Consider the following 24,283-nt stretch of genomic DNA (forward strand, 5'->3'; position numbering starts at 1 on the left):
CGTTTGTGCCACGTAGAGCTGTTATTTAGCCTTTCGGTGCAATTGCTACGCCGATCTCCCGCAGCGTTGCTGTCGTCGACGGATCATGTCGATTTCGGTCGCGCGTTCCGTACACGGTCGCGGGGGCGACCGGGGAGGCTCAGATATGTCGACGCAGCGCAAGACCGGAAAACATCGGGCGGTCAGGACCAGCGGTCACTCACCTCTGGGCACCGGGATGGCCGGTGCCGCTCTGGTCGGGATCGGCGTCTTGGTCGCTTCCCCGCCCGGCGACCCGGCCCCGGTCACCGCGAACATCGCGCTGATGTCCACCGAGTCGGAATGCCGGCCCGGTGCCGTCGACTGCTTCATCGGCGGGTCATCCACACCGACGCCGAACCCGCTGCTGACTGCGGGCGTCCCGCTGCGGCCGATGATCGGCGACGGTGGCTGGCTGATCGGCAACGGTCTCAACGCCGCCATCGACTGCACCGGCGATGCCTGCAACGGCGGCAACGGCGGCCTCCTCTGGGGCAACGGCGGCAACGGCGCCAACGGTGGCAACGGCGGAAACGGCGGGCTCTTCTACTCCGACGGCGGCAACGGCGGGGATGCCGCAGGCCCCGGACTCGACGGCGGCAACGGCGGCAACGGCGGGCTGTTCTTCGGACGCGGCGGAGACGGCGGTGACGGCGGCTACGGCGCTGACGGTGCAGCCGGCACCGACGGTCACGTCGACGGCGGAGCCGGTTTCGCCGGCGGCAACGGCGGCAACGGTGGCAACGGCGGACGCCTGTTCGGCGTCGCAGGCAACGGCGGCGCCGGCGGTGTGGGCGGTGACGGCGGGATCGGGAGTCGGGGCGCCGACGGTCTGGCCGCGACCACCGCGGGCGGTGCCGGTGGAGACGGTTCACGGGGCGGCCACGGCGGCGCCGGGGGTGCCGGTGGGAGTGGTGGCGCCGGTGGAGTGGGCGGATTCTTCGGCCGACACGGGGTCGGCGGCGTGGGAGGTGACGGCGGTAACGGCGGAACCCCGGGTGACGGCGGTAACGGCGCTGCGGGCGCTGATGGCGCGACAGGCGGGGCCGGCGGCGCGGGCGGCTCCGGCGGTGACACGGGCGCCCGCGGTACCGGTGGCGCCGGTGGGCTCAGCGGCGGAGGTGTGCACGCTGCCGACGGGGCAGACGGCGGCGCCGGACCGGAGACCGGGCTGTTCGGCAACGGCGGCGACGGCGGCGCCGGCGGCCATGCGACCGCCGCGGGCGGAAACGGCGGAGCCGGTGGTGCCGGTGGGGCCGGCGGGCTGATCGGCAACGGCGGTGACGGCGGCGCCGGCGGTAGCGGCGCGGCGGGTGACAACGGGGCCAACCCCGATCCCGGAGATCCGGCGGCCGACGGCAGCGTCGGTGACAGCGTGGTGTCGGAGACCGGCAATGCCACCGCCGGTGACGGCGGCAGCGGCGGTAACGGCGGAGCCGGGCAGACCGGCGGCGCCGGCGGCAATGGCGGCCGCGCGGACGCGTATGACGACGCGGCCGGCGGCAACGGCGGGGACGGCGGCAAGGGCGGCGACGGAGCGGCCGGCCAGGCCGGTGGGGCCGGCGGCGCGGGTGGCGCCGGTGGGCTCGGCGGAGCCATCCGGGGCAGCGGCGGTGACGGCGGCGCCGGCGGTAGCGGTGCCAGCGGAGGTGACGGCGCTGGCGGCGGTGACGGCGGTGCGGGCGGGACCGGCGGCCAGGCCGTCAGCAGCTTGCAGGATCCCACGACGCCTCAGGGTGTTCCGTCCACGCGCGGCGACGCGACTGCCGGGGCCGGCGGCGATGGCGGGGCAGGCGGAAACGGCGGCGCCGGAGGCGCAGGCGGTGCCGGCGGTGCGGGCGGCGCCGCAGGATCGGCCCAGGCCGCCGGCTACTCCGACGGTGCGCACGGGGCCGGTGGGTCCGGTGGAACCGGAGGCGACAGCGGAGCCGGGGGCGACGGGGGTGTCGGCGGCGCCGGCGGAATCGGTGGCGCAAACCTCGTCAACGGCACCGGCAGTGCGGGCGCCGGCGGTGCCGGAGGCAACGGCGGTGCCGGCGGAAACGCCGGGTTGGTCGGCGCCGGCGGCGTCGGCGGCGACAACGGCGACGGCACCCGCGGCGCGGACGGCGCCGACGGCCAGCTCCCCGGCATCCCCAGCGGTCACGGCGGCGCCGGCGGCAGCGGCGGCAATTCGACCGGCAACTACACCGATCCCGTCGTCGGCGGTAAGCCCGGCGGCACCGGTGGCAACGGCGGCGACGCCGGAAACCTCGGCGACGGCGGTGACGGAGGCAACGGCGGCAGAGGCGGCTACGGCGGCGTCGGCACCAAGGGCGCCGGAGCCACCGAGCTGGGTGCCAACGGAGGCGACGGCACCGATGGCGGCGACGGTGGAGCCGGCGGTAACGGCGGCTCCGGTGGCAACGGCGGGGTGATCTCGGGCGCGGCCGGCGACGGTGGACGCGGTGGTAACGGCGGCTGGGGAGGTGACGGGGGCACCGCGCTCGGCAGCGGTGGCGCCGGCACGTTCGACGTCAACGACGGGCGCGGCGGGGACGGCGGCAGCGGCGGGGACGGCGGAGATGGCGGAAACGGCGGCAACGGCGGCGCCGCGGGCACGGCCACCAACGGGGCCGCAGGCACCGACGGTGTCGGCGGAAACGGCGGCAACGGCGGCACCCAGGGCGGTGCGGGCGGGGGTGGTGCCGGTGCTGCCGGCACGGCCGCGCACCCCGACGGCGGCGATGGCGGCAATGCCGGCCTGGTCGGCAGTGTCGGTACCGGTGGCCAGGGCGGCAGCGGGTCGGTCGACGGTACCGACGGCCCCGATGGACCGCCGCGAACCTTGAACAACGGCGGTGGCGGTGCCGGTGGCAGCGGCTACACCGCGACCACCCCGGGCGGCAATGGCGGCAACGGCGGCAACGGTGGCACCGGGGGCACGCTCAACAGCAACGGTGGTCGCGGCGGGAACGGCGGCAACGGCGCCGCGGGCACGCCGGGCACGGCCGGGTCCGGCGCCGGAGCCTCGGGCACCGACTCACCGGTGGGCGGCGGCAGCGGCGGTCACGGCGGCAACGGTGGCGACGTGCTTGGTGGCGGCGGCACGGCCGGGGTCGGCGGCAACGGCGGCAACGGCGGTGCCGGCGCCGTGGGCGGCAACGGTGTCGCGGGCGCTGCGGGCACCGGCCAGAACGGCGGTAGCGGCGGTGACGCCAGTGATGGTGGTGCCGGTGGCCGAGGCGGCGACGGTGGAGAGAACCTCGGCTCCGGCAAGGGCGGTGCCGGTGGTACCGGCGGCCGGGGCGGGAACGGCGCGCGGGGCGGTAACGGCACCGCGGGCGGCACCGGGGTCTCCGGCGGCGGCGACGGCGGCAATGGCGGAGACGCGGGCGACGGCGGCTCCGGTGGGCCCGGCGGCGACGGCGGTAACGGCGGCGCATCCGTCGGCGGCACCGGTGGTGCTGCCGGTTCCGGCAACAGCGGCGGCACCGCCGGCAGTCCGGGGTCGGTCGGCACCGGCGGCAACGGCACATCCGGTGGCACCAAGGGCAGCAACGGGGCGACGGGTTCAGCCGGCAGCGCCGGCACAGCCGGAACTTCGGGAGACGCCGGCGGTTCCGGCGCGGCGAGCTAGACCGAAAGGAAACCGAACACGTACCCGCCGTACAGCAGGGCCGCCCCGGCGACCGAAGCCATCGGCGCCGACATCAAGCCGATCGCCAGTGCGGCGATCGGAGGCCGGTTCTGGACCAGCGCGGTCAGCAGGCTGCCCACCGTGGCGGCCACCACGTAGACCAGCACGACGAACACCGGCATGGTCTTGTCCAGCGAATGGAACCACCAGTAGTAGAGACCTGCACCGGCCGCCGCGGCGACCACCCAGACCGCCAGCATGACGAACACGAAGCGCCAGCGGCTCAGGTACTGGGCGGCCCCGGGGACCAGGACCGGTTGCGCCGGGTGCGGGGAGACGTCCGGCTCGGACGCGGGTTGGTCGAGCACCGACGCGGCGGTGAAGGCACCGGTGAACTCGGGGGTGAAGGCCTCGGTGGGTTCGCCGGGCCCGCCGTCGCGGTCGATGTCAGCCACCGGTGGCCACCTGGATGGCGGTCAACGCGCCGAACCAGCCCGGCCCGATCGCCAGGATCATCGCGCCCACCGCGGTGACCCAGCGGCGCTTGGAGACCAGGATGGTGATCAGGCCGATCACTCCGGGGATGCCGACCACGAGCGCGATCACGATGTCCGGGCGCACGGTCGCGGTGATCTCGACCGCCGCGGCGATGGCGCCGATCATGCCGATCGCCACTCCGACGATCATCACGCCGGCCAGCGCCGACGCTCTCGGCAGCGGAATCACGGTTCTGACGATAACGCCGGGGGCCCGGCCCGGCACGGCGGCGCGCGGGCGGGGTGCGCAGAATGGGGAGATGGCCGACACGGAGGATCCGCACCTGTGGCTCGAGGACGTCACCGGAGACGACGCGCTCGCCTGGGTGCGCGCCCACAACGAGCCCACGCTCGCCGAACTCGGCGGTGAACGCTTCGAACAGATGCGCGCCGATGCGCTGGAGGTGCTCGACACCGATACCCGGATCCCGTACGTACGTCGCCGCGGCGAGCACCTGTACAACTTCTGGCGCGACGCGAACAACCCGAAAGGCGTGTGGCGACGCACCACGCTCGAGAGCTATCTGCAGGAGCAACCCGAGTGGGACGTCGTGATCGACGTCGACGCGCTCGCCGCCGCCGACGACACCAACTGGGTGTGGGCCGGCGCCCACGTCATCGAGCCGGATTTCTCCCGCGCGCTGGTCAGCCTGTCCCGCGGCGGCTCCGACGCCGCCATTGTCCGCGAATTCGACATGGTGACAAGGCAATTCGTCACCGACGGGTTCCAGCTTCCCGAAGCGAAGTCGCAGGTCGGTTGGGCCGACCACGACACCCTGCTGGTCGGAACGGATTTCGGCGACGGCTCGCTGACCGATTCCGGATATCCGCGTCAGGTGCGCCGCTGGCGGCGCGGCCAACCCCTTGCCGAGGCCGAGCTCGTGTTCAGCGGTTCCTCCGACGACGTCGTGGTCGCGGCGTCGGTGGACCGTACCGAGGGATTCGAACGCACCCTGATCGCCCGCGCGCTGGACTTCTTCAACGAGGAGGTCTACGAGCTGCGCGACGGGGAGCTGATCCGCATCGACACCCCGACCGATGCGAGTATCTCGCTGCATCGGGAGTGGCTGCTGATCGAGTTGCGCACCGACTGGCAGCGCGGCGGCGGGCTGTACCGGGCCGGCTCGCTCCTGGCGGCGCCCTATGACGAATTCCTGGCGGGCACCGCCGAGTTGACGACGGTCTTCGAGCCGGACGCGCACACCTGCCTGCATCATTACGCGTGGACCCGGGACCACCTCGTGGTCGTCACGCTCGCCGATGTGGCCAGCCGGGTCGAGATCTACACGCCGGGCTCGTGGCGCAGCGAACCCGTGCGCGGGCTGCCGGAGAACACCAACACCGTGATCGTCGCCGCCGACGAACACGGCGACGAGATCTTTCTCGACTCCTCGGGTTTCGACACTGCGTCCCGACTGCTGCACGGCACGGCCGGCGCGGAGCTCCGCGAGATCAAGCGGGCCCCGTCGTTCTTCGATGCGGCCGATCTCGAGGTCACTCAGCACTTCGCCACCTCCGCCGACGGGACCTCGGTCCCGTATTTCGTTGTCGGCCATCGGCACTCGCAAGGCCCGGGACCGACCTTGCTGGGCGGCTACGGCGGCTTCGAGGTGGCCCGCACCCCGTCCTACGACGGGGTGCTGGGCCGGCTGTGGCTGTCCCGCGGCGGCACCTACGTGCTGGCCAACATCCGCGGCGGCGGCGAGTACGGACCCACCTGGCACACCCAGGCGATGCGAGAGGGCCGGCACCTGGTCGCCGAGGATTTCGCCGCGGTGGCCAAAGATCTGGTGGCCCGCGGCATCACCACGGTCGAACAGTTGGGCGCCCAGGGCGGGAGCAACGGCGGGCTGCTGATGGGCATCATGCTCACGCAGTACCCCGACCTGTTCGGCGCTTTGGTGTGCAGCGTGCCGCTGCTGGACATGAGGCGCTTCCATCTGCTGCTCGCCGGCGCGTCCTGGGTGGCCGAGTACGGCAACCCGGACGACCCCGACGACTGGGCGTTCATCTCGAAATACTCGCCCTATCAGAACATCTCGGCGCACCACCGCTATCCCCCGGTGCTGATCACCACGTCCACCCGCGACGACCGGGTCCATCCCGGCCACGCGCGCAAGATGACCGCCGCCCTGGAGGCGGCCGGCCACCCGGTGCTCTACTACGAGAACATCGAAGGCGGGCACGCCGGCGCTGCCGACAACCCGCAGACCGCGTTTCGCGCCGCACTGATCTACGAGTTCCTCCTCCGAATCCTCGACGGGAGCTGACATGTCGACCATGACCCGGGCCCTGGTGTTGATCGCCTGTACGGCCACGCTGTTGGTGACGGGATGCGCCCGCGAGATCACCGGGACACCGGTTTTGGCCGGCGGCCAGGATGCCGGCGGGCCGTCGGGATCGTCCGCGGAGTGCACGACCGTCGACGCACCGCTGGCCGACATCCCCGCGGTGAGTCCCCGCGAACCGCAGTTGCGCATCCCGGTCCCGGCGGGCTGGAAACGCAATTCGATGATGGACAGCCAGGTGATCCGGTACGCGATCGTCGCCGAGGAGTTGATCGCCAACGGTTTCGCGCCGAACGCCGTCGTCACGCTCGAGCAAGCCCGAGGCGTAGCCGACCCCGCAGAGGTGTTCGACGAGAACCGCGCCAACCTGATCCGCATGATGAACGCCACGGATCTGCAGACCGAGGACAACACCACCTGCGGGCTGCCCTCGGAGACGACGACCTACATGGCCCCGCCGATGGGGCCGGCGCCACGGCGCCCGATCATCATGCACGCCGTGGTCGCGCAGAGCGGTAACGCCACCTATCTGGCGACGGTGACCATCCAGACCTCCGACGGTGCGAACCCGACGTATCAGCGGGACGCCGAGCAGATCGTCGACGGTTTCCAGATGCTGCTGCGCTGACATGGATCAGGCATCGAATGTGCTGCTGATCGCCGGGGCCGTGGCGCTGGTGCTGGCCGCCGTCGTCCCCGGTCGCGATACCGCCCACCTTCCGGCGCGGGCGGTCAAGCGGCGGATCTACTGGTCGGGCAGCGCGATCGGCGCGGCCCTGCTGTTCGCCGGCGGGCTCCCCGATCTGCAGAGCGCGGTGGCGTTCCTGGCCGCCGCGGCGATCCTGATGACCGGATGGGCCTACTTCCGTACGCCGTACCTCAAGATCGGTGGGCGGATTCGTTCGGCGCAGCCAGCGCACCGGATACCGGATCCGCCGGCACCCGGTCGCTAGCCGCCATCGCGTCGTCGTCCGCCCGCTGCCTGCGGCGGCGCAGCCGCGACCACACGAACCGGACCACCAGCGCCGCGACGACTGCCAGCACGATGTACTGGAAGATCGCCGAATACGGTTCGACGTAACGCCAATTGGCCCCCAGGCCGTACCCCAGCCCGACGAACACGCTGTTCCAGACCAGGCTGCCCAGCGCGGTGAACAGGGTGAACACCAGGAAGTTCATCCGCTCGGTGCCCGCGGGGACGGAGATGAAACTGCGGAACAGGGGCAACATCCGGCCGAAGAACACGGCCTTGGTGCCGTGCCGTGCGAACCACGCCGATGACTTGTCGATGTCCTCGGTGTCGATCAACGGGAACCGGCTCAGCACCCGGCGCATGCGGTCATGGCCCAACTTCGCGCCCAGCCAGTAGAGCAACCAGGCGCCGAGGACCGAGCCGAGGGTGGTCCAGATGATCGCCGCGGCGACCGACAACACGCCGAGGTGAGCGGCGAAGCCGGCCATCGGCAGGATCACTTCGCTGGGCAACGGGGGGAAGATGTTCTCCAGGAAGATCGCCAGTCCGGCGCCCGGGCCGCCGAGCAGCTCCATGACATCCACGGTCCAGCCGGCCAGGCCGTCGAGTTCGGCGATGCTATCTGTCGACAACGAGCAGCCTTCCGTGGCGAGATCCGTGCGCCGCGACGATCGACGGCACAATCCTTTCCGAGAGTACCGACGGCGCAGTGACCCCAGCGGGGCACACTGTCGGGCATGGCGTCGTTCGAAACCATCCTGTACCGGACGCAACCGCCGGTGGCGACCATCACGTTGAACCGGCCCGAGCAGCTCAACACCATCGTCCCGCCGATGCCCGACGAGATCGAGGCCGCTGTGGGTCTGGCCGAACGCGACCCCGACATCAAGGTCATCGTGCTCCGTGGCGCGGGGCGGGCGTTCTCCGGCGGCTACGACTTCGGCGGCGGGTTCACCCACTGGGGCGAGGCGATGAACACCGACGGCCGCTGGGACCCCGGCAAGGACTTCGCGATGGTCAGCGCCCGCGAAACCGGCCCCACGCAGAAGTTCATGGCGATCTGGCGAGCGTCAAAACCGGTGATCGCACAGGTCCACGGCTGGTGTGTCGGCGGGGCCAGCGACTACGCGCTGTGCGCTGACCTGGTCATCGCCAGCGACGACGCGGTCATCGGGACCCCCTACTCCCGGATGTGGGGCGCCTACCTGACCGGGATGTGGCTGTACCGGTTGTCCCTGGCGAAGGTGAAATGGCACGCGCTCACCGGTGAACCGCTGACCGGCCGGGAGGCCGCCGCGGTCGAGCTGATCAACGAATCGGTCCCGTTCGACCGCCTCGAGGCGCGCGTGGCAGAGATCGCCGGCAAGCTCGCCACGATTCCGCTGTCCCAGCTGCAGGCGCAGAAGCTGATCGTCAACCAGGCCTACGAGAACATGGGGCTCGCGTCGACGCAGACCCTCGGCGGCATCCTCGACGGGCTGATGCGCAACACCCCCGATGCGTTGCGGTTCGTCGACACCGCCGCGACCGACGGTGTGCGCGCGGCGGTCACCCGTCGCGACGGCCCCTGGGGCGACTACAGCCAGGCTCCCCCGCATCGCCGCCCCGATCCGTCCCACATCATCGAGCCCTAACCCTTTTCGTTACGGAACCGTTTCGTTATGTTGGACGCATGATCGACACCGATGTCGTCGTGGTGGGAGCGGGACCGACCGGTCTGACGCTGGCCTGCGGGTTACGCCTGCACGGCGTCGACGTGCGCGTCGTCGACCGCGCCGCTGGACCGGCGACCACGTCGCGCGCGAACTTTCTGCACGCCCGCGGATCCGAGGTGCTCGGACGCATCGGCGCGCTGGGCAGCCTGCCCGACGAGTCGCTGCGCGCCATGCGGATCACGAACTATCTGGGTGACCGGCCCCTGGCGACCCTCGAGTTCGGCGATCCCGCGATGCACACCGCCGCGCCCCCGATGGTGATCTCGCAGGCCAAGGTGGAAGCCGCCCTGCGCGCCCGCCTCGCCGACCTCGGCGTGACCCCCGAATGGGGTCACGGACTGGCGGGCCTGCGCAGTGACGGCGACACCGTGCTCGCCGAGCTCGACGACGGCACCGGCATCCGCGCGCGGTGGCTGGTCGGCTGTGACGGCACCTCCAGCACTACCCGCACCCTGGCCGGTATCGGTTTCCCGGGCGTCAAACTCACCGAACGCTGGCTACTGGCCGATCTCCGCCTGGACTGGGACGTCGACCGCACCGGCACCACGGGCTGGGTCCATCCCGCCGGTGTCGTCGGAGCGATGCCCATGCCCGACGAGTCCGGCGGCGACAACCTCTGGCGGCTGTTCGCCTACGACCCCGGCCTCGCGCAACGCCCCGACCAGGACGAGATCCTGGAACGCATCCGCCGGATCCTGCCGGAACGCACCGGCCGGCAGGCACGCATCGACGGCGCGGACTGGCTGTCGGTGTTCACCGTGCACCGCAGGTTGGCCGACCGGTACCGGCAGGGGCGGGTGTTCATCGCCGGTGATGCCGCCCACGCGCACGCGCCCTTCGGCGGGCAGGGCATGTTGACAGGTATCGGCGACGCCGAGAATCTGGCCTTCAAGCTGGCTCTGGTGGTCCATGCGCGCGCCGACGAGCCGCTGCTGGACAGCTACGAAGCCGAACGCCGGCCGCTGGCCACCGAGGTGCTGCGCGGCACCAGTGCGGTGACCCGGGTCAACATCGCCAACCATCCCGTCGGCCGGTTCCTGCGCGATCGCGTCGCCGCACGGATCTTCCGCCTGCCGGCGGTGCAGCGCTGGACCACCTACACCGCGTCTCAGCTGTGGGTCAGCTACCGGAAAGGCCCGTTGGGCGGCTCCGGGCGCAAACCCCGGCCCGGGGATCGGGTGCCCGATCTGGCGTGTCGCCGCCGCGACGGCACCCCCACCAGCGTGCACCGCGAACTCGGGGGACGGTTCGTGTTGCTGCTGCCGGCCGGCGCCGACGGTCAGGCCCCGATCGACGTGGCCCGCACCCATCTCGGCGACTTCGTGACCGGCCTGCACCACACCGGAGAACAGATGTGGCTGATCCGTCCCGACGCGCATCTGGCCTGGCGCGGTGCGGCCGGTGACGTCGCCGGTCTTTCCCGCTGGTTGACCGACGCTCTGCACACCGGTCGGGCCCGGTGACCGCCGGTGCGGTCGGTCGCGGACGGCCACGAGACGCCGAGGCCGACCGGGCCATCCTGCGCGCCGGCCTGGAACTGTTCATCGAGCGCGGTGTCGAGGGCACGAGCATCGAGCAGATCGCCAAGAAGGCCGGGGTGGGCAAGCCCACGGTCTACCGCCGGTGGTCGGGCAAGGAGGAGCTGATCGCCGCGGCGATGGAGACCCTGGTCGCCGACGAGGTGCAGTGGGCGTCGAGTGAGCAGATCGCCACCGAATCGCCCTATGCCCTCGTCGAAGCCGCGATCGACGGCGCGGCCGCGGCCACCACCACCGCGCAGTACCGGGCGCTGGTGGCGCGGGTCTTCGGATCGGCGGTCAGCCATCCGGAATTGATGGCCACCTATTGGCAGCACTACATCGTCCCGCGCCGGAAGCTGGCGGCGGCGCTCCTCGAGCGGGCCCGCGACCTCGGCACGGTGTCCGCCGACACCGACGTGGAGGTCGCGATCGACATGATGGTGGGCGCCATCACCTACCGGGTGCTGCAGCCCGACCCGCCCGACACCCCCGAGATGCGGCGGTACCTGCGTGCGGTGTACCGGCAGATCGGCTTGCTACCAAGCTGATTCACGTGCCGCGGCGCAGCACGCTACCCAGGCCCGCCGCCACCGCGCCGAGCACCACCAGTGCGACCCCCGCGACGATGGTGACGTTGAGCCAGTGATGCAGGCTGTCGATGGCGGATTCGACCATCACCTCGGCGACCGTGCGGATGTCGCCCGTGGTGCGATCGAGCGCCGCGTCGAGAGGCCGGTCGGCGACCTCGATGCCCGCCCAGCCGGCAGCACCGACCAACAGAGCCGAAACCCCCAGCGCTGTCAGGGCTTTGCCACGCGAACGCGCTGCCGCGACCGTCAGCAACGCCAGCAGGACCGTCACCGCGGCGGCCCCGATACTGATCCAGGGGCCCCACGACGCCAGCCACCGCAACTTGCCGGGGCGCAGTTCCGGGGAGTCGACGGTGATCGGGACGGTCATGGTGTCGGGCACCCGCAGATCCAGACTGCCCAGTGTCGCGTCGAACGACGGGTCGTTGAGCATGGGCGCGACGTCGATCAGCCACTGATCTGTCGAGTTGCCACTGGGCACCGCGCCGGTGAACATCCACCGATGCGCGATCCGGTTGGCCTGGCCGAACTGTCCGGCGAAGCCCTCGTTGTGGGTGTACGAGTCGGCCACCTGGCCGACCAGGCGCGGGTTGAGGGAGTAACCGTTGTCCTCGGCCAGCGTCACCGCTTGCGTGGCGAGCTCACTGGCCATCGCCTGCTGGAGCCGGGGGTCCCGAGCGGCCGAGGCAGCCAGCGAGGCGTACCCGTCCTCGTCGACGACCGTCGCCTGCGCCCACAGCGCCGGCACGGCCGCAGCCAGCGCGACGGTCGTGAGCAGCCACAACAGCAGCGCAGCGAGAAAGCGCATCGGTGTTGCGAGAGCGCCTATTTGGCCATCCGGCGGGGCCGGATCAGCGCGAGCTTGGTCATCATCGTGTTCATCCGCTGCAACGCCCGGTGCGAATTGTTGTAGTAGTTGCCGCCCGCACCGACGGCGGTACGCGGGCTGACGACGGTCTCCACCCGGCAGTACTTGCGCAGCCCCTCCGGGCCGCCGAACCGCGCTCCGATACCGGAGGTCTTCCAGCCGCCCATCGGCGCGGTGGTGCACATCAGGTTCGAGATCACGTCGTTGATGTTGACCCCGCCGCAATCAAGTTGCAGCGCAACCTCCTTGGCCCGGTCGACGTCCTTGGAGAACACCGCCGCCGAGAGCCCGTAGGGGCTGTCGTTGGCCAGCCGGATCGCCTCGTCGGCCGAGGACACCTTCATGATCGGCAGCGTCGGACCGAAGGTCTCCTCGGTCATGCACGCCATCGAATGGTCCACGTCGACGAGCACCGTGGGCTCGAAGAAGCTACCCGACCCGGTGCCGCGCCTACCGCCGGTCAGCACCCGCGCTCCCTTGGCCAGTGCATCGGCGACATGCCGCTCGGCGACGTCGACCTGGCTCTCGTCGATCATCGAACCGATGTCGTTGCCCGCGCCGCTGCCCACCGCCAGGTTCTTCACATCGCGCACCACCGCGTCGACGAACTGGTCGTAGACCTGCTCGAGCACGTAGACCCGCTCCACCGAGACACAGGTCTGGCCGGCGTTGAACATCGCTCCCCACACCGCGGCGTGTGCCGCCAGGTCGACGTCGGCGTCCTCGAGCACGATCATCGGATCCTTGCCGCCGAGTTCGAGACTCACCGGCGTGAGCCGACGCGCTGCGCGCTCCATCACTTTGGCGCCGGTCGCGCTCGACCCGGTGAACTGGATGAAGTCGGAGTTGTCGATGACCGCCTCGGAGACCGCCCGGGCCCCCTGCGCCAGCGCCAGCACGTCCGGCGCGCCCGAGTCCAGCCACCCGCGCAACAGCAACTCCGCGGTCAGTGGGGTGCGTTCCGACGGTTTGAGCAGCACCGCGCAACCGGCGGCCAACGCGCCGATCGCGTCCATCAACGCGTTGGCGACCGGATAGTTCCACGGCGCGATGATGCCGACGACCGGACGGGGGCGGTAGTGCACCGAGATCTTCTTGATGGACAGGAACGGCAGCGCGGCCGGCCGCGTCTCCGGCGCCAGCGCCTTCTCCATGGTCCGGATGTAGTACGAGGTGATCATCAGGATCAGCGGGACTTCCTGCGCGGCGTCGACGGCTGATTTGCCGGTCTCGGCGATCAGCAGTTCCTCGATTTCGCTGCGGTGGTCCCCGAGCCAGACCGCGTAGCGGGCCAGAACCTTGGCGCGGCCCTTGGCGCCGCGCGCCTCCCATTCGCGTTGGGCCGCGCGCAGCCCCGCGGCCAGGTGCGGCACGTCGGCCGGATCGGTCCAGTGCACCTCACCGGCCACTGCGCCGGTCGCCGGGTTCCTGATGGTGCCGGTGCCGGTGAACGGGTCGGGCAACTCAACGTCGGGCGTCGCGGTCATGACGTCCATGCTAACGACCGCTGTGACATGGGTCTCGCGCCGTGTTGACAGGCGTCAAGGCCTGGGCGTGATACCCCGGAGGTAGGCCGCTTGGCCCAGATGCTGGGCTGCGTCGTCGACGATGCTGACCAACCGGGCGCTGGCCGTCACCGGCGGGTTCCAGTTCCGGTCGACGACGCGGCCCAGTTCTTCGGCCGTCACCGAGGCGACATACTGCAGCGACTCCCGGTGCACGGCGTGGTAGTAGCCGGCCAGCAGGTCGGCCGGCGCCTTGACCTTGCCGACGTCCTCCGGAGTGTGGCCGTACCCGTGCGCATCCCGCGGCAGGTCCAGCGCGAAGCGGTCCACCCAGCCGTCACGGAACCACACCTGCTCGGCGCCGGCGAGGTCGCACACCTGGGCGTCCTGAATGCGCGCGCTGTGCCAGATCAGCCACGCGATCGTGTTGGCCTCCGGCGTCGGGCGGTACAGGGCGACCTCGTCGGTCAGGCCGTCGGTCAGGTCGTCGACATGCTCGATCAGCCGGGTGAAGAAGTCGCGCAGCAGTTCGCGGGAAGCGTCAGCGTCGGACATCACTCCACGCTACGCCCGCCGCTCCGGCCCGCCGCCGTGGAACACCGCTTCGACGTTGTTGCCATCCGGGTCACGTACGAACGCCCCGTAATAGTTCTGGTGGTACTCGGGCCACAGCCGCGGCTCGTGCAGCGGCTCGGCCCCCAGCGCCAGCGCTGTCTGGTAGAACGCCTGCACCGACTCGGGGTCCTTGGCGGCGAACGCGACATGCACCTCGCGGTTCGGGCCCGCGACGTTGCCCTCCGACGCGTCGGCGATCCAGAAGGCGGGGTGGCCGTCCGCGCCGTACCCGATCGCCACTCCGACGTCCATCTGCCTGGAGTAACCGAGGACCCCGAGCACCTTGTCGTAGAAGGTCTTCGAGCTGTCCCAATCGGCGCAGTTGATTCCGAAGTGGTCGATCATGGCCTCACCGTACATTCGTCGTATGACATTCGATCTGCTGATTCGCAACGGCACCATCGTCGACGGATCGGGCGGCGAACCCGTCGTCGGGGACGTCGCGGTGCGCGACGGGATCATCGTCGGAATCGGCGCCGGCCTCGACGGCGACGCCGACCGCGTCATCGACGCCACCGGGCTGCTGATCACACCGGGCTTCGTCGATCTGCACACCCACTACGACGGGCAGGCCATCTGGTCGGACCGGCTGACCCCCTCGTCGGCACACGGCGTCACCACCGCCGTCATGGGCAACTGCGGCGTCGGCTTCGCGCCGTGCCGGCCCGAGGACCACGACGTGCTCGTCGACGTGATGGCCGGCGTCGAGGACATCCCGGGTGTGGTGATGGTCGACGGGCTGCCGTGGCACTGGGAGACGTTCCCGGAGTTCCTCGACGCGCTGGAATCGCGGCCGCGCGACATCGATGTGGCGGCGCTGCTGCCGCACTCGCCGCTGCGGGTGTACGTGATGGGCCGGCGCGGGGTGGAGCGCGAACCGGCCACCACCGAAGACCTCGACCTGATGCGCAAGCTGGCCGAGGAGGCGGTCCGGGCCGGCGCGCTGGGCTTCGCGTCGTCACGCTTCACGCTGCACAAGACCGAGAGCGGCCGGCCGATTCCCAGCTACGACGCCGACCGGTCGGAGATCGAGGCGATCGCCCGGGGCGTCGAAGCGGGGGGCGGAGGTCTGATCCAGTTCGTGCCCGACCTGGTCGCCGGTGACTACGAGCCGGTGTTGCGCACGGTCTTCGACGTCGCTGCCGAAGTCGGCCTGCCGGTCACCTTCACGCTGGCGATCGGCAACGCCGGCGAGCCGTTCTTCCTCGACGCACTGACCATGGTCGAGAAGGCCAACGCAAACGGAGGCGATATCACCGCGCAGATCTTCCCCCGGCCCATCGGCCTGGTGCTGGGCCTCGAGCTGTCGGGCAACCCGTTCGTGATGTACCCGAGCTTCCGGGAGATCGCCGCGCTCCCGCTGGCCGAGAAGGTCGCCGAGATGCGCAAACCCGAGGTGCGGCAACGGATCCTGGGCGACAAGCCGGCCTCCGACGGGCACCCGCTGATGTTCGCGGCGCAAGCGTGGGACTACATGTTCCCACTGACAGACCCGCCGAATTACGAACCGGCGCCGTCGGATTCGATCGGCGCCCGCGCCCGCGCACGGGGGGTGAGCCCGCTCGAGGAAGCCTACGACCGGCTGCTCGACGACGACGGCCACGCCATGCTCCTGGTCACCCTGGCCAACTTCCGCGACGGCAGCCTGGACACCGTCGCCGACCTGATCCGCCGTGACGATGTGGTTCTGGGCCTCGGCGACGGGGGCGCACACTACGGAATGATCTGCGACGCAAGCTTTCCGACCTACATGCTGACCCACTGGGTGCGCGACCGGCCGACGGGCCGGTTGTCGATTCCCGAGGCGGTCCGCGAGCTGACCTCGGTGCCCGCGCGGGTCGCCGGGCTGCACGACCGGGGACGAATCGCGGTGGGCTACAAAGCCGATCTCAACGTGATCGATCCCGACGCGATACGTCTGCACCGGCCGGTGATCCGCCGGGATCTGCCCGCGGGCGGCCGCCGCCTGGACCAGACTGCCGACGGTTATGTCGCCACCGTGGTCTCCGGCGCGGTGATCGCCGAGAACGGGATCCCCACCGACGCCCGGCCCGGCCGGCTGATCCGCGGGCGCCGGCCGGTCCCGCAAGTCTGATGACCCCGAGGTGGCGAATGCAATAACGCTGTCTCACAACCTGTTTACCCGGGCCCGCAGTGGCTAGCCTGGACCGATGGAAAACTCCCCCGCCTCCGACCCGGTGCTCGACGCAGTTCCGCTGCTGGTACGAAAGACGACAGCGTGGGCGTGGCGGCTGCTCGTCATCGGCGCTGCACTGGTTGCGGTCATCTGGGTGGTCGCTCAGGTGCAGCTCATCGTCGTGTCGGTGGCGATCTCGATCATCCTGACCGCCCTGTTCGTGCCGCAGGTCGACCGGTTGACGCGGTGGGGTGTCCCGCGTGGCCTGTCGGTGGCCTTGGTGCTGGTCATCAGCGGCGCACTGCTCGGCGGGGTGCTGACGTTCGTGGTCACCCAGCTGATCGCGGGCCTGCCCGAACTGAGTGGTCAGGTGACACGCAGCATCGCCGCGCTCACCGATTGGCTCACCGAGGGTCCTCTCGGGTTGAGCCGCGAGCAGATCGACAGCGCGGCCAACGCCGCGATCTCGGCGATCACCGACAACCAGACGCGGCTGACCACGGGTGCCATCTCCACCGCGACGACCGTCACCCAGATCGTCACCGCGACCTTCCTGATCTTGTTCACCGTGATCTTCCTGCTCTACGGCGGGCGGGGCATCTGGGCCTACGTCACCCAGATCATCCCGGAGACGGCACGCGAACGAGTGCGCGAGGCCGGCAAGACCGGTTTCGGGTCCCTGACCGGGTTCGTGCGGGCCACTTTCCTCGTTGCGCTGGTCGACGCGGTGGGCATCGGCGTCGGCCTGGCGATCATGGGTGTGCCGCTGGCGCTCCCGCTGGCGTCGCTGGTCTTCCTCGGCGCCTTCATCCCGGTGGTCGGAGCCGTGGTCACCGGGTTCCTGGCCGTCGTCGTCGCGCTGTTGTCGAAGGGCTTCCTGATCGCCGCGCTGACGCTCGCGCTGGTGCTGGCGGTGCAGCAGCTCGAGGGAAATGTGTTGCAACCGTTCATCATGGGTCGCGCGGTGCGCCTGCACCCGCTGGCGGTGTTGTTGGCGATCACCGCGGGCGCGGTGCTGGCCGGGATCATCGGCGCGCTGCTGGCAGTGCCGTTGCTGGCCTTCATCAACAGCGCCGGCAAACGCCTGCTCACCGGCGATGACCCCGACGACCCCGGTGACGGGGTCGACACCGAAGCCGAGGACGCGGAGCCCGCCCCCGAGAGCGAGACGGAGCCTTCCGCATGAGCCGGGTCGCGCCGCTGCGCCCGCCGTACAGCGACGCCGATGCAGCAGGCATCAACAGCTGGGGGCATCCCGACCGCACCTACGAGCCGCTGCTGCTGGTCCGCTGCCTGCAGCGACATCCGGCTCTGGCGGCCAAGCTGCGCAAACTCGGCGAGTCGCTGTATGTGGATGCTCAGCTGCCGCCGCGAGTGCGCACCCTGGCGATCCTGCGCATCTGCGCTCTGCTCGGTTGCGCCTACGAGTGGGGCGGGCAGGCCGCCTTCTGGGGTCCGCTGGCCGGGGTGTCCGGCGCCGAGTGCGACGCACTGGTCACCGGAATCGATCCGGGATGGTCACAGGACGAACGCGTGCTCATCGCCGCGGTAGACGAGGTGGAGCGCACCGGATCCTGGGCAGCACAGACCTGGGATGCTCTGGGCGCCACATTATCTGAGGAACAGCGCATGGAGTTACTCATCGCTGTCGGCTGGTACCGGACCATCTGCACGTTGTGCAACGGACTCGATCTGCCGATCGAGGAGTGGATGCGCCGCTGGCCGATCTAGCGGCGCCGGCGGCGCAGCGCGGGATGGCGGCTGGCCAACAGCGGTAGCAGCAGCCGGCGCGGCATGAACTCGAACAGCCGCGCCGGAATCTCGTTCTGCAGACCCGGGATCACCGCACCACGGTCCTCGGCCAGGGCGTCGATACCGGCCTTGGCGACGGCGCGCGACGGCATCCACAGCTGCTTCGGAAACGCCGACGCGAAGGTGCGCTCGTCCATGCCGGCGGTCTGCAGGAATTCGGTGCGCACCGGGCCAGGGTGCAACGCGGCCACGGTGACGCCGGTACCCGCCAGCTCCCCGCGCAGCCCGTCGGTGTAGGTGCGGACGAACGCCTTGGTGCCGGCATACCCGGACTGGCCGGGGAACGGCTGGAAACCCGCGGTGGAACCGACGTTGAGAATCGCACCGCGTCCACGCGGCACCATCTGCTGCACCGCCCGGGTGGTCAGGTCGATGAGGGCCTCGACGTTGACCCGCACCTGGGCGACCTCGGCCTCCGGCGTCGACTCGGCCACCGGCCCGATGGTGCCGATGCCGGCGTTGTTGACAAGCACGTCGACGGTGAGGCCGCGGCGCGCCACCTCCGCGAGCAGATCGGCGCGGGCCGCCGCGTCGGCGACGTCGCAGGCGACCACTTCGACGCGCACCGCGCCGGACAGTTCCTCGGCCAGCGCACGCAGCCGGTCCTCGCGGCGCGCCACCAGCGTGACGCCATGCCCCCGCCCAGCGAGTTCGCGTTGCGAGATCAGCACCGATCCCGGCGGAGGCTCCGGTGACCACGGCGGTGGTGTCAGGTGAGGGGGCGGGGAGAGGCATGCCGATAAACGTACGCTCGGCCCATGAGCGTCAAGGTGGACATCGACCGGTTGGCCGACACCCTCGGCGACTTCGCGTACGCCTATCTGGTCACTGTCGACGACGACTTCCACGCCCACACCGTCGCCGTCGACCCGGTGCTGGCCGACGGCGTGCTGCGGATCGAGTCGGTGGGCAACCGCACCCGACGCAACGCGTCCGCGCATCCGGACGTGACGCTGGTATGGCCGCCCCGTGAGCCCGGCGGCTACACGTTGATCGTCGACGGCCAGGCCGGTATCGACGGCGGCGGCCTGCAGGTCCGGCCGGCCGGCGCGGTGCTGCACCGCAAAGCGGGTCCCGACTCCCCCGCACCGGCCTCTGGTTGCGGCGACGACTGCGTGCCGCTTTAGCGCCGTCCACTCCGAGGGCGCGGCTACGCGACTCGGTTATCCCCAGATCGCAGAATCGGCCTACCGCTGTCAGGAACCGTTCGCTGCTATGGAGCGGTGGGAGGGATCGCACACGTCCTCGCGGCACATGGTGGGGTGGTGTCCACCGCGCAGCTGCGGGCCGCGGGCTGGACGCATCAACGGATCAGGCAATTGCCCGAGCAGGGTTGGCGGCGCCTGCGACGAGGCTGGTACGCCAGTCAGGTCGCCAACCCGGAGGTCGTCCGCGCCGTCTCCGCCGGCGGTGTACTGGGTTGTGTCTCCGCGCTGCGCCGCTCCCAGGTCTGGGTACCGGACTCCGCCCTCCACATCCGGTATCCGTCGCGGGCACGCCAATCCCGTCCGGGAGTTCGATCTTGCCATCCGTATCGTCTGGATCCACCCATCGTCGGCGCGGTCGACCCGATCAACATTGCGGTCGCTTCGGCGGCCAACTGCCTCGACGCCGAGGGAGTGGTCATTGTGCTGGACTCGATGCTCAACAAGCGGATGATCGAGATCGCCGACGCCAGAGCGATCGTGGCGGCATCGCCCTTCGCACGGGCGAATCTGGCCGAGCGATGCGATGCCAACAGTGAATCCGGTACCGAGACGATCATCCGACTACGCCTCCGCGCCAGGAGAATCCACGTTCGAACTCAGGTGAACATCGCGGGAGTAGGGCGAGTCGACTTTCTGGTGGGCGATCGACTGATCATCGAAGCCGACAGCCGCGAGCACCACCTCCCCAAGTATCAATCTGACCGAACGAGGGACAGAGTGGCCATCGGATTGGGCTACTTGGTGATTCGACTGACCTATGAGGACGTCGTTTATCGCTGGGACGTGATTCTCGAGGACATCCTGCTTGTCATCCGCCGGCGCGCCCATCGCTTTCCCACCGCAATGTCACCCTGAGGGCAGTGTCGCGCAGATATATCCATGGCGGCGCTCTCAGACCGACATTGCGAAAGGCCCGGCCTGCCGAAGCAGACCGGGCCTTCCGGAAATACCTGGACTTAGAAGTCCATACCGCCCATGCCACCGGTCGGGTCGCCGGCAGGTGCGGCGGCCTTCTCCGGCTTGTCGGCGACGACGGCCTCGGTGGTGAGGAACAGCGCCGCGATCGACGCCGCGTTCTGCAGCGCCGAGCGGGTCACCTTCACCGGGTCGGCGACGCCGGCCTTGAGCAGGTCCTCGTACTCACCGGTGGCGGCGTTCAGGCCGGTGCCGGCAGGTGAGTTGGTGACCTTCTCGGCGACGACGCCGGGCTCCAGACCACCGTTGAGGGCGATCTGCTTCAGCGGAGCCGACAGCGCGACGCGCACGATGTTGGCACCGGTGGCCTCGTCACCGTCGAGCTTGAGCTCCTCCAGCGACGGGGCCGACTGCAGCAGAGCCACGCCGCCACCGGCGACGATGCCCTCCTCGACCGCGGCCTTGGCGTTGCGCACGGCGTCCTCGATGCGGTGCTTGCGCTCCTTGAGCTCCACCTCGGTGGCAGCGCCGGCCTTGATCACCGCAACACCGCCGGCCAGCTTGGCCAGGCGCTCCTGCAGCTTCTCGCGGTCGTAGTCGGAGTCGCTGTTCTCGATCTCGGCGCGGATCTGAGACACCCGCCCGGCGATGGCGTCGGAGTCCCCGGCGCCCTCGACGATGGTGGTCTCGTCCTTGGTCACGACGACCTTGCGGGCCTTGCCCAGCAGCGAGACGTCGGCGGTCTCGAGCGAGAGACCGACCTCTTCGCTGACGACCTGGCCACCGGTGAGGATCGCCATGTCCTGCAGCATCGCCTTGCGGCGGTCACCGAAGCCCGGGGCCTTGACGGCGACGGACTTGAAGGTGCCGCGGATCTTGTTGACCACCAGGGTCGACAGGGCCTCGCCCTCGACGTCCTCGGCGATGATCAGCAGCGGCTTGCCCGACTGGATGACCTTCTCCAGCAGCGGCAGCAGATCCTTGACGGTCGACACCTTGGAGCTGACCAGCAGGATGTAGGGATCCTCCAGGACGGCTTCCTGGCGCTCGGCGTCGGTCACGAAGTAACCCGAGATGTAGCCCTTGTCGAAGCGCATACCCTCGGTGAGCTCGAGCTGCAGCCCGAAGGTGTTCGACTCCTCGACGGTGATGACACCCTCGTTGCCGACCTTGTCCATCGCCTCGGCGATGAGCTCACCGATCTGCGTGTCGCCGGCCGAGATCGCGGCGGTGGCAGCGATCTGCTCCTTGGTCTCGACCTCTTTGGCGCTCTTGAGGAGGCCTTCCGTGACCTTCTCGACAGCCTTCTCGATGCCACGCTTGAGGGCCATCGGGTTGGCGCCGGCGGCAACGTTGCGCAGGCCCTCGCGGACCAGCGCCTGGGCCAGCACGGTGGCCGTGGTGGTGCCGTCTCCGGCGACGTCGTCGGTCTTCTTGGCGACTTCCTTGACCAGCTCGGCGCCGATCTTCTCGTAGGGATCCTCGAGCTCGATCTCCTTGGCGATGGACACGCCATCGTTGGTGATCGTGGGGGCGCCCCACTTCTTCTCGAGGACGACGTTGCGACCCTTGGGGCCCAGCGTCACCTTCACCGCGTCGGCGAGGGCGTTGAGCCCGCGCTCGAGGCCGCGACGGGCCTCTTCGTCATACGCAATTGTCTTGGCCATTGCGAAGTGTTCCTCCGGATTGGGGATGCACGTCTTGCTGGTCGGGCGCAGTGCCCGCGACGGACGACCGAGGTGTGCTCGCAGAACTCTGCTGCGCCCCGGCCTCACCGTCCCGACCTAGCACTCGCCGGTCGCGAGTGCCAACTGCATTCTTAGCACTCGACCAGGGCGAGTGCAAGGTTCGGGCTCGGTAGACCACCCGACCGATGACCTGCTCCGTAAAGTCGACGACATGACCGACTGGACGACCGCCGACATCCCCGACCAGACCGGCCGCACCGCGGTCATCACCGGAGCCAACACCGGCCTCGGCTTCGAGACGGCCAAGGCGCTGGCCGCCCACGGTGCGCACGTCGTGCTCGCGGTGCGCGACACCGCCAAGGGTGAGGCGGCCGCCGCACGGATGTCGGGCGACGTCGTGGTGCAGAAGCTCGACCTCACGTCGCTGGAGTCGATCCGCGCCGCGGCCGACGCGTTGAAGAGCCGCTACGACCGTATCGACCTGTTGATCAACAACGCCGGGGTGATGACGACCCCGAAGAGCAGGACCGCCGACGGCTTCGAGTTGCAGTTCGGCACCAACCACCTGGGCCATTTCGCGCTGACCGGGCTGCTGCTGGAGCGGCTGCTCGACGTGCCCGGCGCCCGGGTGGTCACTGTCAGCAGCAACGGTCACAAGATGGGCGGCGCCATCCACTTCGACGACCTGCAGGGCGAGCGCAGTTACAACCGGATGCGCGCCTATTCCCAGTCCAAGCTGGCCAACCTGATGTTCACCTACGAGTTGCAGCGTCGCCTCGCTCCACGCGGCAAGACCATCGCCGTCGCGGCGCACCCGGGGACCTCGACCACCGAGCTGGCCCGCAACCTGCCCAGGCCGATCGAGCGAGCCTTCCTGGCCGCCGCGCCCACGCTGTTCGCCCAGACCCCCGACCACGGTGCGCTGCCGACCTTGCGCGCCGCGACCGACCCCGGAGTGCTCGGCGGGCAGTACTACGGACCCGATGGCGTGGCTCAGCAGCGCGGCAACCCGGTCGTGGTGGCGTCCAGCAACCAGTCCTATGACGTCGCTCTCCAGCAGCGGCTATGGACGGTGTCCGAGGAGTTGACCAAGGTGACCTTCCCGCTCAGCTGACGCCGGCCCGCTCCGCTGACTGGCGTCGGGTCTCCCGTGCCGTCGACTCCGAGGCGCGCCGCTGCCGCATCTCGGCACGACGCCCGTCCGCCAACGGCTCTTGCCGACCGAGATGCGGACGTCGTTCGGTGTCGGCGTCCTCCCGACGTCGCCTGTCCGGAATCTGCGGGAGGGCGGCGCCGCGCTGGATTTCACCGTCAGCCAGGTACGGCCGGGTGTCGCCGGGCTCGTCGTGGCGGCGGTAGCCGGCGTCGACGACGGGACGGAGAAACCGATCGGCCAGGTCCACGACCGGGGCGGGGACACCGATGTCCCGCAACGGCCGCGTCAGCGGAAGATGCTCCGTGGGCACGAAGTAAGTGGTGACATTGCCGTTGACGGTGATGTTCTCGGCCGGCGCGTCGGCGGGATCGATGAACCACGACGGCGGTCCATGCACGTAGAGCACCCCGAACAGCGCGTTGGCGAGCGCGACCAGGTTCCACGGCCGATCGGGTGGATCGGCCCAGCCGTCGTATTCGCCGATGACCACCGCCGTCGGGTAGGGCGACTGCGCCACCCGCCGGACCCGATAGTTCAGGATCGGGATGAAGGTGCCCACCTTGAAGTACTGGGCGACGCCCTCCTCCGGCGAGGCGATCAGCACGAACCGCAGCTCATTCTGCGCAGGAGGCTCCGAGCTCGCGGCTAGTTGTGCAGCAAGCCGGGACGCGACCATGCTGCCCATCGATTCGCCGATCACGACCACCGGACCGTCGACGTCGCGCACCGCGATGTCGGCTTTGGCGACCCCGTCGCGCAGGGCGCGGTCCGACGCCAGCGCATCCTGCGAATAGTCGACCACCTGTGGGTGGTCGTCAGCGTGGAAGTCGATACCGATGTACGGGTAGGTGGCCGCGATGATCGGATAGATCGGGTTGATCCTCTTGAAGACGGTGGCTCCAGGGATCAGCACGGCTCGCTCAGCCGCACCGGCCGGGCTCACCACCGTCGAGCCCGACACGAACACCGACGCCATCGCGACCAGGGCCACGAGCCACGTGCGCGATACGGCCATCTCACTTCTCCCGCTCGACCGCTCCGGCGGAGATGCAAAAAGCATGTCACGGCGGGGCAGGTTGCGGGCCGGTTCGCCGGAGCCGGCACCACGGGCGTGCCTATG

22 protein-coding genes and 1 pseudogene are annotated in these 24,283 nt (G+C 70.2%); 13 read left to right on the plus strand and 10 right to left on the minus strand.

Translation table 11 applies throughout. The features are described 5' to 3' along the window. The first annotated feature begins 145 nt into the window (after nucleotides 1-145). Nucleotides 146-3,637, plus strand: coding sequence for a PE family protein (locus G6N31_RS27670; protein ID WP_163722255.1), 3,492 nt, complete (start codon nucleotides 146-148; stop codon nucleotides 3,635-3,637). Here G6N31_RS27670 and G6N31_RS18650 read toward each other — a convergent pair. Both G6N31_RS18650 and G6N31_RS18655 read right to left on the minus strand, forming a co-directional pair. After that, nucleotides 3,634-4,005, minus strand: coding sequence for a hypothetical protein (locus G6N31_RS18650; RefSeq protein WP_420090050.1), 372 nt, complete (start codon nucleotides 4,003-4,005; stop codon nucleotides 3,634-3,636). The two genes, G6N31_RS27670 and G6N31_RS18650, sit on opposite strands and share 4 nt — an antisense overlap. Nucleotides 4,006-4,084: 79 nt before the next feature. Further along, nucleotides 4,085-4,363: a putative holin gene (locus G6N31_RS18655; protein WP_098000905.1), complete on the minus strand. Its 279-nt coding sequence runs from the start codon at nucleotides 4,361-4,363 to the stop codon at nucleotides 4,085-4,087. A 70-nt stretch (nucleotides 4,364-4,433) separates the two neighbouring features. On the opposite strand from G6N31_RS18655, the gene G6N31_RS18660 reads away from it, so the two are divergent. The 3 genes from G6N31_RS18660 to G6N31_RS18670 are packed head-to-tail and all read left to right on the plus strand — an operon-like array spanning nucleotide 4,434 to nucleotide 7,414. Further along, nucleotides 4,434-6,443 (plus strand): prolyl oligopeptidase family serine peptidase, encoded by a 2,010-nt coding sequence (locus tag G6N31_RS18660; RefSeq protein WP_098000907.1) that lies wholly within the window; start codon nucleotides 4,434-4,436, stop codon nucleotides 6,441-6,443. Nucleotide 6,444: 1 nt separating this feature from the next. Next, nucleotides 6,445-7,089 (plus strand): LpqN/LpqT family lipoprotein, encoded by a 645-nt coding sequence (locus G6N31_RS18665; protein ID WP_098000909.1) that lies wholly within the window; start codon nucleotides 6,445-6,447, stop codon nucleotides 7,087-7,089. A gap of 1 nt (nucleotide 7,090) precedes the next feature. Next, on the plus strand, nucleotides 7,091-7,414 hold the full coding sequence (locus G6N31_RS18670; RefSeq protein WP_098000911.1) for a hypothetical protein: 324 nt from the start codon (nucleotides 7,091-7,093) through the stop codon (nucleotides 7,412-7,414). On the opposite strand, the gene G6N31_RS18675 is transcribed toward G6N31_RS18670, so the two are convergent. Then, nucleotides 7,341-8,066, minus strand: coding sequence for a DedA family protein (locus G6N31_RS18675; protein ID WP_098000913.1), 726 nt, complete (start codon nucleotides 8,064-8,066; stop codon nucleotides 7,341-7,343). The genes G6N31_RS18670 and G6N31_RS18675 overlap by 74 nt on opposite strands. A gap of 105 nt (nucleotides 8,067-8,171) precedes the next feature. On the opposite strand from G6N31_RS18675, the gene G6N31_RS18680 reads away from it, so the two are divergent. The 3 genes from G6N31_RS18680 to G6N31_RS18690 are packed head-to-tail and all read left to right on the plus strand — an operon-like array spanning nucleotide 8,172 to nucleotide 11,217. Beyond that, complete coding sequence (locus G6N31_RS18680) at nucleotides 8,172-9,068, plus strand: crotonase/enoyl-CoA hydratase family protein (protein WP_098000915.1); 897 nt, start codon at nucleotides 8,172-8,174, stop codon at nucleotides 9,066-9,068. A 38-nt stretch (nucleotides 9,069-9,106) separates the two neighbouring features. Beyond that, nucleotides 9,107-10,612, plus strand: coding sequence for an FAD-dependent oxidoreductase (locus G6N31_RS18685; protein ID WP_098000917.1), 1,506 nt, complete (start codon nucleotides 9,107-9,109; stop codon nucleotides 10,610-10,612). Beyond that, complete coding sequence (locus tag G6N31_RS18690; RefSeq protein WP_098000919.1) at nucleotides 10,609-11,217, plus strand: TetR/AcrR family transcriptional regulator; 609 nt, start codon at nucleotides 10,609-10,611, stop codon at nucleotides 11,215-11,217. Before G6N31_RS18685 ends, G6N31_RS18690 begins: the two co-directional genes overlap by 4 nt. Nucleotide 11,218: 1 nt before the next feature. On the opposite strand, the gene G6N31_RS18695 is transcribed toward G6N31_RS18690, so the two are convergent. The 4 genes from G6N31_RS18695 to G6N31_RS18710 are packed head-to-tail and all read right to left on the minus strand — an operon-like array spanning nucleotide 11,219 to nucleotide 14,592. Further along, entirely contained in the window at nucleotides 11,219-12,067 is an 849-nt protein-coding gene (locus G6N31_RS18695; RefSeq protein ID WP_098000921.1) for a hypothetical protein, read from the minus strand. Between the two features lie 17 nt (nucleotides 12,068-12,084). Then, nucleotides 12,085-13,614, minus strand: coding sequence for an aldehyde dehydrogenase family protein (locus G6N31_RS18700; RefSeq protein ID WP_098001113.1), 1,530 nt, complete (start codon nucleotides 13,612-13,614; stop codon nucleotides 12,085-12,087). Between the two features lie 54 nt (nucleotides 13,615-13,668). Continuing rightward, nucleotides 13,669-14,190, minus strand: a complete 522-nt coding sequence (locus G6N31_RS18705) for a mycothiol transferase (RefSeq protein WP_420090024.1) — start codon at nucleotides 14,188-14,190, stop codon at nucleotides 13,669-13,671. 6 nt (nucleotides 14,191-14,196) lie between these two features. After that, entirely contained in the window at nucleotides 14,197-14,592 is a 396-nt protein-coding gene (locus tag G6N31_RS18710) for a VOC family protein (RefSeq protein WP_098001115.1), read from the minus strand. A 22-nt stretch (nucleotides 14,593-14,614) separates the two neighbouring features. On the opposite strand from G6N31_RS18710, the gene G6N31_RS18715 reads away from it, so the two are divergent. The 3 genes from G6N31_RS18715 (at nucleotide 14,615) to G6N31_RS18725 (ending at nucleotide 18,115) form a co-directional block, all read left to right on the plus strand. Further along, on the plus strand, nucleotides 14,615-16,342 hold the full coding sequence (locus G6N31_RS18715) for an N-acyl-D-amino-acid deacylase family protein (protein ID WP_098000925.1): 1,728 nt from the start codon (nucleotides 14,615-14,617) through the stop codon (nucleotides 16,340-16,342). 76 nt (nucleotides 16,343-16,418) lie between these two features. Then, on the plus strand, nucleotides 16,419-17,570 hold the full coding sequence (locus tag G6N31_RS18720) for an AI-2E family transporter (protein ID WP_098000927.1): 1,152 nt from the start codon (nucleotides 16,419-16,421) through the stop codon (nucleotides 17,568-17,570). After that, nucleotides 17,567-18,115: a carboxymuconolactone decarboxylase family protein gene (locus G6N31_RS18725; protein WP_098000929.1), complete on the plus strand. Its 549-nt coding sequence runs from the start codon at nucleotides 17,567-17,569 to the stop codon at nucleotides 18,113-18,115. The genes G6N31_RS18720 and G6N31_RS18725 overlap by 4 nt, the downstream gene beginning before the upstream one ends. Here G6N31_RS18725 and G6N31_RS18730 read toward each other — a convergent pair. After that, nucleotides 18,112-18,931: pseudogene (locus G6N31_RS18730) on the minus strand (SDR family NAD(P)-dependent oxidoreductase). The gene G6N31_RS18725 and the pseudogene G6N31_RS18730 overlap by 4 nt on opposite strands. A 23-nt stretch (nucleotides 18,932-18,954) precedes the next feature. Here G6N31_RS18730 and G6N31_RS18735 point away from each other — a divergent pair. Beyond that, nucleotides 18,955-19,323 (plus strand): hypothetical protein, encoded by a 369-nt coding sequence (locus tag G6N31_RS18735; protein ID WP_098000931.1) that lies wholly within the window; start codon nucleotides 18,955-18,957, stop codon nucleotides 19,321-19,323. Nucleotides 19,324-19,461: 138 nt separating this feature from the next. After that, on the plus strand, nucleotides 19,462-20,259 hold the full coding sequence (locus G6N31_RS18740) for an endonuclease domain-containing protein (RefSeq protein ID WP_234815143.1): 798 nt from the start codon (nucleotides 19,462-19,464) through the stop codon (nucleotides 20,257-20,259). A gap of 101 nt (nucleotides 20,260-20,360) precedes the next feature. Here the strand turns inward: G6N31_RS18740 and groL are convergent, their stop codons facing one another. After that, nucleotides 20,361-21,986, minus strand: coding sequence for a chaperonin GroEL (gene groL / locus G6N31_RS18745; protein WP_098000935.1), 1,626 nt, complete (start codon nucleotides 21,984-21,986; stop codon nucleotides 20,361-20,363). A gap of 232 nt (nucleotides 21,987-22,218) precedes the next feature. Between groL and G6N31_RS18750 the strand changes: the two genes are divergently transcribed. Continuing rightward, complete coding sequence (locus tag G6N31_RS18750) at nucleotides 22,219-23,121, plus strand: SDR family NAD(P)-dependent oxidoreductase (RefSeq protein ID WP_098001117.1); 903 nt, start codon at nucleotides 22,219-22,221, stop codon at nucleotides 23,119-23,121. Here G6N31_RS18750 and G6N31_RS18755 read toward each other — a convergent pair. Further along, complete coding sequence (locus tag G6N31_RS18755) at nucleotides 23,114-24,178, minus strand: PE-PPE domain-containing protein (protein WP_098000938.1); 1,065 nt, start codon at nucleotides 24,176-24,178, stop codon at nucleotides 23,114-23,116. The genes G6N31_RS18750 and G6N31_RS18755 overlap by 8 nt on opposite strands. Nucleotides 24,179-24,283 lie beyond the last annotated feature (105 nt).

Origin of the sequence: Mycolicibacterium duvalii, from assembly GCF_010726645.1 — a bacterium.
Taxonomy (GTDB): Bacteria; Actinomycetota; Actinomycetes; order Mycobacteriales; family Mycobacteriaceae; genus Mycobacterium; species Mycobacterium duvalii.